Source organism: Devosia sp. RR2S18 (assembly GCF_030177755.1).
Classification (GTDB): Bacteria; Pseudomonadota; Alphaproteobacteria; order Rhizobiales; family Devosiaceae; genus Devosia; species Devosia rhizosphaerae.
On the sequence record NZ_CP126539.1, the window covers coordinates 3,720,245 to 3,732,293 of the forward strand.

13 protein-coding genes and 1 pseudogene are annotated in these 12,049 nt (G+C 58.9%); 7 read left to right on the forward strand and 7 right to left on the reverse strand.

All coding sequences use genetic code 11. The features are described 5' to 3' along the window. Positions 1-69 precede the first annotated feature (69 nt). Positions 70-372 (forward strand): hypothetical protein, encoded by a 303-nt coding sequence (locus QOV41_RS18420; RefSeq protein WP_284578354.1) that lies wholly within the window; start codon positions 70-72, stop codon positions 370-372. Positions 373-645: 273 nt separating this feature from the next. After that, the gene (locus QOV41_RS18425) at positions 646-993 is read left to right on the forward strand and encodes a hypothetical protein (protein WP_284578356.1); all 348 of its coding nucleotides are present in this window, start codon (positions 646-648) and stop codon (positions 991-993) included. Between the two features lie 452 nt (positions 994-1,445). Here QOV41_RS18425 and QOV41_RS19820 read toward each other — a convergent pair. From QOV41_RS19820 to QOV41_RS18435, 3 genes and pseudogenes are all read right to left on the reverse strand, one after another. Continuing rightward, positions 1,446-1,595: pseudogene (locus QOV41_RS19820) on the reverse strand (hypothetical protein); the annotation flags it as partial. Then, positions 1,564-1,782 (reverse strand): AAA family ATPase, encoded by a 219-nt coding sequence (locus QOV41_RS19825; RefSeq protein ID WP_350151185.1) that lies wholly within the window; start codon positions 1,780-1,782, stop codon positions 1,564-1,566. The gene QOV41_RS19825 and the pseudogene QOV41_RS19820, both read right to left, overlap by 32 nt. Next, complete coding sequence (locus QOV41_RS18435; RefSeq protein ID WP_284578358.1) at positions 1,701-2,432, reverse strand: hypothetical protein; 732 nt, start codon at positions 2,430-2,432, stop codon at positions 1,701-1,703. The genes QOV41_RS19825 and QOV41_RS18435 overlap by 82 nt, the downstream gene beginning before the upstream one ends. Positions 2,433-3,102: 670 nt before the next feature. On the opposite strand from QOV41_RS18435, the gene QOV41_RS18440 reads away from it, so the two are divergent. The 3 genes from QOV41_RS18440 to QOV41_RS18450 all read left to right on the forward strand — a co-directional run bounded on the left by QOV41_RS18440 (position 3,103) and on the right by QOV41_RS18450 (position 6,059). Then, a complete protein-coding gene (locus tag QOV41_RS18440) occupies positions 3,103-3,816 on the forward strand; it encodes a PRC-barrel domain-containing protein (protein ID WP_284578360.1) in 714 nt (237 codons plus the stop codon). Between the two features lie 20 nt (positions 3,817-3,836). After that, positions 3,837-4,946: an endonuclease/exonuclease/phosphatase family protein gene (locus tag QOV41_RS18445; RefSeq protein ID WP_284578362.1), complete on the forward strand. Its 1,110-nt coding sequence runs from the start codon at positions 3,837-3,839 to the stop codon at positions 4,944-4,946. A gap of 312 nt (positions 4,947-5,258) precedes the next feature. After that, positions 5,259-6,059 (forward strand): SurA N-terminal domain-containing protein, encoded by an 801-nt coding sequence (locus tag QOV41_RS18450; protein WP_284578364.1) that lies wholly within the window; start codon positions 5,259-5,261, stop codon positions 6,057-6,059. A gap of 114 nt (positions 6,060-6,173) precedes the next feature. Here the strand turns inward: QOV41_RS18450 and QOV41_RS18455 are convergent, their stop codons facing one another. The 4 genes from QOV41_RS18455 to QOV41_RS18470 all read right to left on the reverse strand — a co-directional run bounded on the left by QOV41_RS18455 (position 6,174) and on the right by QOV41_RS18470 (position 9,666). Then, on the reverse strand, positions 6,174-6,866 hold the full coding sequence (locus tag QOV41_RS18455) for a DUF998 domain-containing protein (protein WP_284578366.1): 693 nt from the start codon (positions 6,864-6,866) through the stop codon (positions 6,174-6,176). A 369-nt stretch (positions 6,867-7,235) separates the two neighbouring features. Then, a complete protein-coding gene (locus QOV41_RS18460; RefSeq protein ID WP_284578367.1) occupies positions 7,236-8,006 on the reverse strand; it encodes a formate/nitrite transporter family protein in 771 nt (256 codons plus the stop codon). Between the two features lie 97 nt (positions 8,007-8,103). Further along, a complete protein-coding gene (locus QOV41_RS18465) occupies positions 8,104-9,075 on the reverse strand; it encodes a hypothetical protein (RefSeq protein ID WP_284578368.1) in 972 nt (323 codons plus the stop codon). A gap of 54 nt (positions 9,076-9,129) precedes the next feature. After that, positions 9,130-9,666 (reverse strand): EF-hand domain-containing protein, encoded by a 537-nt coding sequence (locus tag QOV41_RS18470; protein WP_284578370.1) that lies wholly within the window; start codon positions 9,664-9,666, stop codon positions 9,130-9,132. A gap of 301 nt (positions 9,667-9,967) precedes the next feature. On the opposite strand from QOV41_RS18470, the gene QOV41_RS18475 reads away from it, so the two are divergent. Both QOV41_RS18475 and QOV41_RS18480 read left to right on the forward strand, forming a co-directional pair. Next, a complete protein-coding gene (locus QOV41_RS18475; RefSeq protein WP_284578371.1) occupies positions 9,968-10,558 on the forward strand; it encodes an exopolysaccharide biosynthesis protein in 591 nt (196 codons plus the stop codon). 186 nt (positions 10,559-10,744) lie between these two features. Further along, the gene (locus tag QOV41_RS18480; RefSeq protein ID WP_284578372.1) at positions 10,745-11,833 is read left to right on the forward strand and encodes a PRC-barrel domain-containing protein; all 1,089 of its coding nucleotides are present in this window, start codon (positions 10,745-10,747) and stop codon (positions 11,831-11,833) included. The last annotated feature ends 216 nt before the right edge of the window (positions 11,834-12,049 follow it).

Below are 12,049 nucleotides of genomic sequence, written 5' to 3' on the forward strand. Positions count from 1 at the left end.
CCGAGTTCTTGTCCACAGAAGTATTTCGCGACATCCGGCCCAACAGGGTCGGTTCATTTGAGGAAAGGCATGGCTGTGCGTACCAAGACTGACCTGACAATAGTTGATGAGGAACATCAGCAAGCCGAAACTGCCATCATGGAAGCCGCTAAGCAAACAGCACCAATGGTACAGCGGCTTTCATCGCACCGCGAGCGCATTGACCTGGCGATCAAAGAACTCGAGAGTGAGCGTTTCGAGATGCTCTCCCGGCGCGATCATCTACGCCGCCAGGCCGAAGCCCTTGAGCAAGGCTTCGCTCTCCACCTCAACGACATTGACGCGACACTGAAGATGTACGAGGACGGCTTGAACTCTGTGGCGAACAGCTAGACCAACCAAGGGCTTGCCAGAAGCCAAGAGGCACACCAGCTTAGAGATCTGCTTCGGCGATGGCCTGGACCGCACCGGGAAATTCGGAGGCTTTCTGGTTTAAATTATGCGGCCATGGCCGGTTGTTCCAGTGTGGCGTAGTAGTTCGCCTCGGGTTCGGCTGCCGGGATGTTGCCGATTGGTTCGAGCCGGCGTCGATTGTTCAGTCGCTCTACTAAGCCTGCTCTGGCGCGGCCCGTTTCGGCAAATCACTGCAAGGGGCACTCCATCGCCATGGATGCACTGGACACTGTGGTGGTCGATCACCTCTCGGAGCGCCCGTTCACGTCCGAGCGCCTCACGAGTTCGATGACATTCTTCGGGAGCGTATCGCTGCGGGCCGAGCGTGAGTGCGCACAAGCTGCCCTTGAGCGCGCTAGACCTCACGTCAACGCGAACACCCTCACACCCGCCGCTCTGGAACGGTTTGGCCAGAACATGCGCGAGAGGATTTCCAGCGACGATATCGGGCTCCGCAAGACCGACCTGTGCTCGGACATCGAGCAAATTGAGGTCGCGGACGACGTCGTGCGAATCGTCGGAGACAAAGCGACGCTAGAACAGGCCATCGTGGCGATGTAGCGGTTCGCATTTCTGATCGAAACGTCCCAAAAACCTCTGGAATCGACCCGCGTTCGATTTGGCCCGACCGTTTTGTCGGCACCAAGAAATTGTGAGTCGACTAAGTGCCTGTGTCCGCTACATGCGCCAACAATTCCTGAGTCGATCAGCCAAATAAACCCGAGTCGATTTCGGCAGGTTGCCAAAGGATCACGAGTCTCCTGCAGCAGGTCCTGGATAGTTATTGTCCGGTTTTCCTGTCGAGCTCGTTGACGGGCTCCCTTGACCCATCCGGTCACATCCGCACCACTGGCGCCATGCCCGAGCTCGGCAACATGCCGAAGGTCTGCGCCGGGCAGATCATCACCCAGGTGCTGCCGGAGAATGCCCTGCAGCGCCTCCTTGTCGGGCTTCTCAATATGGATGATCCGCGAAAGTCGGCCGGGACGGATCAAAGCAGGATCAAGCTTCTGGGGGTAGTTGGTTGCGCCCATGATGATCAGCTTCGAACTCACCGAAGACGCCGCACTGTCGAGCTTGAGCAGGATGTGCCCAACGACTGGCATCCACCAATCTCCACGGTTCACGAGGCTAGCCCTCGATGGAATGCCGTCGACCCTCATCAATGAACAGCAAGGCGGGCGCCACGGCAGCGGCTTCGGCAAAGACCTGGTCGATCTGCTTGATGGCGCTGTCGAGATAGCCTGGCTCGTTCGCGAACCAGGCACTTACCGATGTTGAGAACAGGGGAATGCCGGCACTCTTGGCAAGGCTCCGGGAAAGGTCGACTTCCCAAGACCTGGTTCCGATGCCAAGACGACTGCCCGATCCATGGCACTGAAAGGGAGCTTGCCGGCACGCCATTGGGCAAGATCAAGGATTAATCCCTTGCCCCAGTCGAGTGCCGCTCCGTAGCCATGCAGTTCATCACGATGCGGAACATCCGAGAGGCCGGGGGCAAAGGCAGACTTCGACTTCGATGCAGATGCCAAGCGCTCCACGCATGCCTTGGCCGAACTGCCCACGCGGATTGCGGCGCAGATGTCTCCATAGTCGAGCCCGGCAGCGACACCTGAGGGCATCGTGCGTGGAAACCGACCGGTCGCGGCCTTGATGGCTTCCCGGAGCATGGCGTCGTCGGGCGCTGGGATCATGAGGTAGATGTCGACCGAACCTGTCATCGCCTTCGGAAGGCAGGTGGCAGGGTTGTGAGAAATGCCCACCGTGCGGCCACCGGCTGACAATGCCAGGATTGCCTGATCACCAGGCACATCTTCTCGGTATCGGGGCTTTGCCGGTTCCTTAGCCGAGTGGACGAACTTCCAGTCACCCAGGCGCTTGGCAGCCTTGGCGAGGAGCTCCACCCACTCAGCGGTGGGAGCTTCAATGACCACACAAACGGTGCTGTCGCGGCGAAGCTGCGTGAGCTGGGCGGGCAAGAGTGCCTTGCGGATCATCATCTCCGGAAGGATCGTGGTTACTGACCTTACTGCCTTGCGGGACGGAATGCGCGGATGAAGCTCATTGAGCTGTCAAGTGAGACGTCGTCATATTCATCATTGTCAGCCATTGCTGCCTCGTTCTCCAGCGAGGTTACGGCCGAGCGATTACGCCCTCGCCGAACTTGGCTGGTTGCTTGGGTGCCGCTTGGGCCACCCGGGGTTTTGGATGTTCATGGATTACTCAGAGAGAGGGGCGTTTGCCCCATAGTCGATGATCTATGCGGCCCAGCAGGAGGCGGGCCAAATTACGGGCGTGCGTAGCGGAGAGCCGCTTTCGCTTCTCTGGATCGACTTCGCCGGCGACGTGGGTGTCGGTGATGAGCATGGGAGGATACCTGGTGAGGTCCTCCCGAAAACTGCAGCTAGAGGTGCAGTTCGGACCGCTGGAGGACAACGCGAACCGTGCGGCTGCCGCTTGGCGCCGCCGGTAGATTTTCGCGTTTAGCTATGGTCTTCAGCGTGATCATGGGTGAACAGAAGTGAACCTGAAAACTCGAGTCAACGCCTATGTGCGAGTGAACCGAAGTTCTATGCCCTTCTCACGCAGGATGGATCCGGCCAACAGGGCAACGAAACCGCAGAAGACCCCGTTTGCAGTGCAACTCAGCTGAAGTCGAAAGGAACTCAGATGAAGCTCCACCTGATGTCGTCCGCCGTCCTGCTATGCTGCGGACTTGCCTCGAGCACCCTGGCCGCAGGGCTGGAGCCGGTGGTCGTTGACACCTGGGACGATGAATTCTGCCGTGACTCCGGCACCAGCGTTGCCGACCTGATCGCAGGCATCGTCGTCTACGGGCCCGTGCGTGGCGCAGAGCCCATTGGCGGGACGGAAGATCTGATCCTGCGGTCAGATGGCGAGGTGCTGGCGCTTGTAGCGGAGATCGGCGGCTTTCTCGACATTGGTGATGTTCACGTCAGCGTGCCATGGGACCAGGTGCAGTTCGGCGAAGGATGGGCCAGGGTGCCGATCGTCGAGGACACAGTTGGGGACTACGGGTTGCTGGAGGACAATACCGAGTTTCGGGCTGTGGCCGGCAACATCACCGCTGGCGTCGATGACCTCAGCCCCGGAGCCGGTGCCTGGCGGGCCAGTGCCTTGATCGGCGATGTCGTGAACACGCGCGATGGCGTTGGCTTCGGCAGGGTGCAGGACCTTCTGATCTCGGGCGACGAAGCCAAGGCAATGATCGTCGCTCCGAACCTGGGCCTTGGGTTGTTCGGTGAGCATGCCATTCCCTTCCAGCCGCTTGCGGAAGGCGAGTGGACCCAGGGCGACACCGTGTTCCAGCTGGTTTACGACCAAACGGAAATGGAGGATATCGGCGCCTTTGCCTGTGACTAGGCGCCAGGTGGACAGACCTCATGAAGAAAGCTCACGGAAAATGGCGCCGCTGGGCGTCGGCAGCGCTGCTCACCCTGACGCTTCTGGTGGTGGTAGCGTCGTTCCTGCCCTTGCTGGAGTCCAATGCATGGTGGGTGCGGTATATGGATTACCCGCGCCTCCAGTTGGCAATCGCACTGCCGATTCTGTTGATCCTCTACCTCGTGGTCCATCAGCGTGTCGGCAGGAACGGATGGGCATTGGGTCTGCTGACAGTCGGAGCTCTGGGCTATCACGGCTCCGAGCTGTACCCCTACAGCTCACTGGTGGCGCACCAAGCTGTCGAGTTCGACAGCTGTCCAAGTGACAGCCTCGTCTCGGTCATGATTGCCAACGTGCAGGAAGGCAACGAACGCTCAGAAGAGTTCCTGCATATGGTTGGTGAGATTGATCCGGATGTTCTCCTGGTCATGGAAACGGACCAATGGTGGGATCAGCAACTTTCAGAAATTGACGAGCAATTTACGGGCCGGGTGCAGCACATTCCCCAAAACGAAGGCGACTTCGGGATGCATCTATTCTCAAAGCTCGAACTTGTTTCACCCGAGTTCAGATTCTTCTTCGATGCCTACACCCCAACGCTCTTCAGCGGCATCAGGCTTCGGAATGGTGAGACATTTGACTTCGTCGGGGTGCACCCACGCCCACCGATACCGCCGTCGCAGTCGACGGCATATCGCGATGGCCACTTGTTGAAAGCTGCACTGGAGGCACGCTCATCGGCTCTGCCCACCATTGTCGCCGGAGACACCAACAGTGTCCCCTGGGAAGATGTGACCCGCCGGATGATGCGCATAGGTGAGTTGCTGGATCCACGGATTGGTCGTGGCCTCTATCCGACCTTTGGAGCCAAAAACCCCGTCATTTCCTGGCCGCTGGATCACATCCTGTTCCAGGAGGATTTCGGTCTGGAAAGCTTCGAAGTGCTACCCGAATTTGGGTCCGACCACTACCCTGTTCTGGCTCGCCTCTGTCTATCCGCTGCGACTGGGGAAGTTCAGTCTGCTTCTTCACTCCGCGAAGGGGATCTTGAGCAAGCAGATCAAGCGATTGCCGCGGCCATGGCGAAGGATACAGACGAAGAAACCTAGTCCGTGTGCCTAGACTTCGTTTGCATCCTTGGACAGCCAAGAACATAGCGCCCGGAGGGGACCGGCTGCCCCTCCCGACAGAAGACCGGGATGATCCGCCACCCAGCCCACTGCATCCATCTTTGCAAAGGTACCCCGTCAGTTCAACCGCCGGAGGTGTGCTAATTGTCGAAAGCGCTGTCCCACCCCGATCGCGGACTAGCCTGGCATATCTGCAGGAACAGATCAGCTGATGCACCATTGGCTGAGTGACAGGGCAGCCGGAGGTTGCCCTGCATCATCCACGAGAGAATAACTGAAGGAGACTGATCGATGATCAAGCTCGACAACAGACTATTCGCCGCCGTGAGCGTCGCAACCCTTATGACAGGAGCTATGGCGCTACCTGCGACCGCGCAGGATGCCGCCAGCACCGATTCAGCAGCACAGACTGAAGCCGAAGCGTCAGCAACAACGACGGATGCGTCTGCAGGCACTGGAGCTAGCCAGGCAGGTCAGTCTGGCGCCGCGACATCCGACAGCGTCGTGGCTGAAGTGAATGGCACGCAGATCACCCTGTCGGACGTGCGGAACGCCATTTCCACCCTGCCGCCACAGATGCAGCAGTTCCCAGAGGAGATGGTCGTCTCGCTGGCGTTGGACCAGTTGGTCACCCGTGAGCTCATTCTGAACCAGGCCCAAGCAAGCGGTCTTGAGTCTGATCCGGAGGTGCAAAGCCTCGTTCAGACCATGATGGAGGAAATCACCGAACAGGCTCTGGTGCAGGTTTGGGTCGCAAGGCAGCTCAACGAGCAGATTACCGATGAACAACTGCAGTCAGCGTTTGCCAGCTTCCAGGAGACTAACCCGGATGCCGTCGTGACATTCGAGCAGGCTCGCCCCCAGATCGAACAGGCACTGCGGCAGCAGCTGGCCGCAAGCCTAGGGGAGCAACTCCGTCGGGATGCGGAGGTCACCTATTTCGACGCTGCCGGCAATCCAACTGAGCAGTCCGACGGCTCGGCAATGCAGAACGAGCCTGCTGCAGACGATCAGAACAACTCCGCCGCGTCGGAAACTGAAGAGAGTGCGGACGATGCGGATACGGAAGGTTCTACTGAGTCTACGCAGTAGAACCCAAGGGCGGCGGCTTCGGCCGCCGCTTTGCCACCCCGCGTTCTTCGCCACCTGACGCAGCAAATCCACCGGTGCTCGAACTCAGGGCAGCGTGGTCTAGCGCCTTGTAGCCTACCTAGCTTCGTGAGCCACAACCTCTCGCATGGAGATTTTCCGCCTGATGTCCATTGCGCGCCTTTGGAGAAGCCAACACATACCGCCTATCCAGCAGACGAGGATCAGCGCCAAGCCGCGCTCGTAAAGGCCGAACCAAGCAGAGGGTACTATAAAGAAAAAGGGCGCTGTCAGGATCCAAAGTGCCCCCATCATGGCGCTAAAGGCCGCCCAGTTCCTTGCTACGCCTCGTAGACTGTACCCGATCAGCATCGCACATGCTGTGAATAGGATGCCCAGGGCGTATACTGCGTTGATATGAATGTTGGCGCCTTGGTTCTGCTGGCCGGCATACTCGTTGAAATACGCTATGACGGCGATATCAATGCCGATGAGCACGAGGGATAGCGCTCCAGCGAGCAATCTTCCTTCGTCATATCGCCACCTGGCTAGCCCGACTGCAAGTGCGACGGTGCCGATGCTGAGCAGGTACAAGCCCCCGTCCTGAATCCATGCGTATGAGCCAGCGGCGAGCGAGCTGATGCTCTGCTGAATGATGCTATAGCCATCTACGACGGCGGCAGCGATCAGGTCGGTAATGATCGCCGCAAAAACGCCAACGAAGCCGAGAACCGCGCATGTGGAGAAAAGGTTAGCTTTGCGCCGTTCACGGGAATTGAAGGGCCTTGGGTTTTCGTCGGGCAGGTGCAAAGCCGCCTCCGATTGATGCATTGTTGGTGTCAGGCGGGGTGCTGGCGTGCACGCTGGCTACGTCGGCCGGCGCTCAGGGCAACAGGCGCCGCAACGCTCACAGACCGGAGAGTACCTCTCCGGCCAGCAGGCTCCCAAGGCGGTGCGTCACCTATCGGCGACGCTTTTGACGTCAGTAGACCGTACTGTCGTACTCGTATGGCTCCAGACCACCGATCTCGTTCTCGCCATAAGGCAGGTCGTAGCAACTCGTGCCATGGGTCATGCAGTTTGCGGGTCTGCGCAGGTCGTGCACATCCGGTTCAGACCAACGGCCCAGTCTCCCCCCAGTTCCGCCGCTAGTCCTATGCTGCTCCAGTTGCGCCACCTCTATCCCTTGGCTTGGGCGATGTGCGTCATGGTGACGAGGCCAAGTCCGCCCATCAGGTTTCCGGCTGTTACCAGCGTCAGGCTTTGGGCAAAGGTCCAGCCGCCCACTTCAGCCCCCGAAAGCATGCCGACGATCAAGTGAAGACCAGTGACCACCACGTGGTCAAATGGGCCGAGCTCGAGCAGGAACCCGGTCATGAAGGACAAGGCAATCCGGCTCCCCAAGCTGGTGGAGGCTGCAAGCAGAAACGACAAAAGAATAACGAGGGCTCCCCCCGCAATGCCCTTGAAGAGATGGGCTAGCGAATTCCGTTCGGCGATCTCTTCGGCAAAGCTGGCGAGTGCCTCCAGGGCTGCGGTCGGCAACACCCCATCGACGGCAAAGACGAGGGCGAAGAGCCCGCCTCCGATCAGATTAAGCGCGAATGTCACCCCCCACAAGCGGAGCAGTTTCGGTACCCCGCTTGGCTGCTTGTTTTGGACGAGAGCCGCAACGGGATCGAAAAAGTTCTCCGAAAACAGCTCGGCTCGACCGACCACCAGGAAGACCACACCCAGGGCAAAGGCGAGCGCTCCTGCAAGTTCACCGGCTGCACCGGAGCCGGCGCCAAACACCCCATGCACCAGCCCCAGCCCAATGATGCCGAAGACGATTGTAAACCCCGCTATGAACCCGGTGGACAGCAACTCAAGGAGCGATTGATCAAGCCGCCGCTCACCTTCTTTGGCAGCATGCTTAAACGCCTCGGAGGGGGTAAGAACTTCTGACATGATGACACTTCATCTGGAGTAGGAATTTTCTGGATTGCCGACCGCAGTCTGGAGTTGTCCGGTGCTGCACATTCGCCGGATCACCGAAATAAACCTGCTAATCATCCAGAGCCGGTGATGTTTCCAAGCTGGGGCGAGCTATGGATACTGCGATGGCCACAAGCTTGCCGTCCTGGATAAGGGCATCCTGAACATGGGCAAATGGAGCCTCGATATCAGCGTCCCGAACCTTCACGACGTTCCCGACCAGGTTGGTGATGCGCCAGGTATTCGGTCCACCGACCATCTCTTCTATGCCGGCTTGAACGGAGTTGGCGACTGTTGTCGCTCTCAGGTACTCAGAGTCGAGCAGACCATATTCATCGATGCTGTCTTCGGTCAGAGGAACCGCAAGGCGAGCAGTTCCGAGCTCGACCAAGTACCATGGCACACTCACCCGGGTTTCGCCCATGGCCCAAAACCCGCCGCCAACGTCGGCAACGAGTGCAAGCACCTGTCCGTCGGAGCCCAGCAGGAGGTCTGCACTCACACCGATCTCGGTGCCATCAAGGCCATGAACCGGCACGCCTGCGATGATCTCCCGGGCGCTTACCCCCTGTTCGTAGATGCGATCCTGAAGCCAATCCTGCATCGGTACGATCTCGCCAACCGCAAGCGTGCTGCCGCCGATGTCCTCGGCATCAACAAGGGTGGCGCCCTCTTCACCTGGAATAGAAAGCAAGCCGGTCCCGAGCTCATCCCGTGTCAGATATCGATCTGGATCGGCATCCCAGTCAGTGAAGACACCATCGTCACTCTCGGTGCCGAATTCTTCTTCGAGCAGGTAGTCATCGTTCTGCCCGGCGCTGAAGTCCTGGGGCCAACCGACCTCCTGACCGACGCGAAGCTCAGGCTCGATTATGCGTAAAGGACGGTCAAGAGTGGCGTCGGGAGTTAGAGGACCGTCAGCAGGCCTCAATGGGCCGAGGTCAGGCCCTGGCAGCGCTGATGTCTCAGCCGATGCCGCACGCGGCACCGCCGGTACAAGTACAGCAACAAGAGCAATAAGGGCCGGTCCGGTCAGATTCATGGTGGTCCTCCTTCTTGGCAAGCAGGCATTTCACGCCCCCGGCGTGGAGAGAACTCAGCTCACGGCTTCTCTGGGCACCGTCAGCGGCACGTTCTGAAGCTCCTCCGGATCGAGAACACCGTTCCCATTGATGTCGAAGATCGCGACAAGACCGCCAGCAACTTCGAACGTATCGATGGTTCGGTTCTCGTTGCGGTCCCACGTTTCGTACATGTCACGTTCCTGGAAAGCCTCGAATTCATAGAAACCCAAGACCTCATCGCCATCTCCATCAAGCCGTGGAAAATCGACCGGTCTCAGCCCGCTATCCCAGTCGTGAGGCCGGTTGAATTCGTCCCAACTGAGGGAGAAGTCATGATCGCTGTCCCAGAGGTGAAACACCATCTCGTGGAACTCATAAGTTCGTAGCGCTCCATCCCGGTCGTCGTCGAAAGGTTGGACCATGCGCCGGACGAGATCATGCAGTTCATCGACGTTCACAACCGAGTTGTCGTTGGCATCGAGGTTCATTATCGGGGCAGACTCGGCTCCCCCCGCATTGGGCATCAGAAGCAATGATGCCGCCACCACTGCCAAGAATTTCTTTCCCATTGTAGCTCTCCCTGTGTGCATGAAACCCAAAGGGGCAGCTCATGGTGAGAGTTCCGTCCTACGCCCTCTGTAAGGAGGGATAGATCCCGCTGCTTGCAGACGGGCGGACTCCATACCCCGCTTTCTGCCCACGAGTGAGTTCCTGCCACGCCGCTGGGTCTGGGTGGCGGTGATCACATCGTGCATGGTCCAAGGCAGTTCACCTGCGGGATTGTGGTAGGCGGCCCCAACGAACTGCGGCCGGTGTGCTTCGGGAACAGGGGCTTGGCAGAGGCGTTTGGGGCAGGAAAGCAGAGGGATCATGAGCGAAGACGGTACGCATGCACTGAGCGATGTTTTGGATCGGCTGGAAGGATCGGCCACCGGTGAAAGCATCAGCGTCGACGAGGTAGTGAAGGCTTTGGGTCAGCGGTCATTTGCGTCCCTGATGCTCATCTTCACCTTGATCTCGACTTCGCCCGCCAGCGCCATTCCGGGTCTGACTGCTACTGTGGGTCTGATCGCCGCCCTGCTGGTTTCGCAGATGATATTTGGCCGCAAATGTGTGTGGCTGCCAGGATTTATCACCCGGCGTGAACTTTCGTCCGGCAAACTCCGGAAGGGTATAGGGTGGCTTCGCAAACCCATCGGTTTCATTGAGCGATTCTTGAAGCCTCGCCTCACGTTTCTATTGCACCGGCCACTCAGCTTGTTGCCCCTGATCCTTATCCTGGGGCTGGCGCTCTTCATGCCGGTGATGGAGATCATCCCTACCTCGGGCTCGATAGCCTCCGCTGTAATAGCCTTGTTCGCCGCTGGCCTGTTGACGCGCGACGGTGTCCTTGTTGTGCTGTCACTGGTTCTGCTGCTCGCTGTTCCTGTAGCCGTCTGGTACCTCGGGTTCAGCGGTTAGGAAGGGGGCGTTTACCTCCCTTCGCGAAAGCGTCACTCAGCCGACACACAGTTCCCGCATCCGCTGTAGCAGTTGAATGAACGCAACTTCACCGGATTGCAGCCGTTGATCCGCATGGACGCGGGCGCAAGCAGCCGTCGCAGTGTCTTTCCCTACCTCCCAACAATGAAAACAAAGGAGAAGAGAATGAGACTCAAACGCACAGCCATTTCACTTGCCGCAGTTCTCATAGCAAGTCCGGCACTGGCACAGACTACCTATGTCTACTCGGACTACGATGCCGACAGCAATCTTGGGCTCTCCGACACCGAGTTCGGCACCTATTCCGCCGACGTGTTTGGCCGGTATGATACCGACCGCGACCTCATGCTGTCTGAGGAAGAGTACGGCCTCTTCAACGACGAAGTAGGCCCCTTCAACGAGCCGTTCGAGGCCTGGGACCGCGAGCCTGATGGGTTGTTGACCGAGGATGAGTTCGGCACCGGTCTTTATGGCGCATATGACACGAACAATGACCTTCTGATCGATGAGCCCGAGTTTGGCGCTTATGGCTTCAATGAAGAGATTGGTGACACTGTTGGCGGTCCGGACAACACCGTTCAGACCAACGAAATCGTTCGCCTCTCCGACTGGCGCTACGACGACCTCTACGGTCCTGGCATCAGCGTTGAAGAGCTGATGGACGACATGGACGTCTACGGGCCTACCGGTGAAGAGATCGGCGAGATCGACGATGTGCTGTTCGGCTCCAACGGCCAGGCTCTCGCTATCATCGCTGAGATCGGCGGCTTCTGGGACATCGGTGATACTCATGTGACCATTCCATGGGACATGGTCGAGGTGAACCTCGACAACGTCATCGTCCCGGTGACCGAAGACACGGTCGGCGATTACTCCCTCTTCGCCCAGGACTACATCACGGCAGACGGCGTGGCTCGAAACATCCAGCAGGTAGACGACGGCTGGTTCGACGACACCGAGACGGGTCCTTATGTTTGGCGTGCCAGTGAGCTGATCGGTGAATATGCCCGTCTGGCTCCTCAAGATGCGACTGTCGCTGAAAACTACGGCTACGTGAACGACCTCATCATCGTTGATGGCACTCTGCGGGCGACCGTGGTTTCCCCTGACGTTGGTTGGGGCACCGGCGGCTACTACGCCTACCCGTACACCGGCTACCGCCGCGGCGCGGACTACTACGACATTCCATATAACGAGACGGAAGCTCGTGGCCTTGAGCCATTCGAGTACAACCGCATCGGCATGGTCGACTAACCAGACGAACTGAACCCGGAAGAAGGGCCCCGGCAGCAGCTGGGGCCTTTTGCTGTGCTGATGAAGGACGACCAGAGCCGCGCCACGCGCCGGGCTTGGCTGATCCGCTCGGCCAAGCACATGCTAACACCGTCAGGTGATGTTCCAGTTGTCACTGGCGCGGACGAACCAGGAACTGCTTCGATGTGGATCGACTTCCCTATTCATGCGCAACCC

What these genes read in the sequence shown, in the direction of transcription:
- QOV41_RS18465 (WP_284578368.1), bottom strand. Translation starts at nt 9,075, where the DNA reads ATGAATCTGACCGGACCGGCCCTTATTGCTCTTGTTGCTGTACTTGTA.
- QOV41_RS18420 (WP_284578354.1), top strand. Translation starts at nt 70, where the DNA reads ATGGCTGTGCGTACCAAGACTGACCTGACAATAGTTGATGAGGAACAT.
- QOV41_RS18460 (WP_284578367.1), bottom strand. Translation starts at nt 8,006, where the DNA reads ATGTCAGAAGTTCTTACCCCCTCCGAGGCGTTTAAGCATGCTGCCAAA.
- QOV41_RS18475 (WP_284578371.1), top strand. Translation starts at nt 9,968, where the DNA reads ATGAGCGAAGACGGTACGCATGCACTGAGCGATGTTTTGGATCGGCTG.
- QOV41_RS18445 (WP_284578362.1), top strand. Translation starts at nt 3,837, where the DNA reads ATGAAGAAAGCTCACGGAAAATGGCGCCGCTGGGCGTCGGCAGCGCTG.
- QOV41_RS18470 (WP_284578370.1), bottom strand. Translation starts at nt 9,666, where the DNA reads ATGGGAAAGAAATTCTTGGCAGTGGTGGCGGCATCATTGCTTCTGATG.
- QOV41_RS18480 (WP_284578372.1), top strand. Translation starts at nt 10,745, where the DNA reads ATGAGACTCAAACGCACAGCCATTTCACTTGCCGCAGTTCTCATAGCA.
- QOV41_RS18450 (WP_284578364.1), top strand. Translation starts at nt 5,259, where the DNA reads ATGATCAAGCTCGACAACAGACTATTCGCCGCCGTGAGCGTCGCAACC.
- QOV41_RS18435 (WP_284578358.1), bottom strand. Translation starts at nt 2,432, where the DNA reads ATGATGATCCGCAAGGCACTCTTGCCCGCCCAGCTCACGCAGCTTCGC.
- QOV41_RS18440 (WP_284578360.1), top strand. Translation starts at nt 3,103, where the DNA reads ATGAAGCTCCACCTGATGTCGTCCGCCGTCCTGCTATGCTGCGGACTT.
- QOV41_RS18425 (WP_284578356.1), top strand. Translation starts at nt 646, where the DNA reads ATGGATGCACTGGACACTGTGGTGGTCGATCACCTCTCGGAGCGCCCG.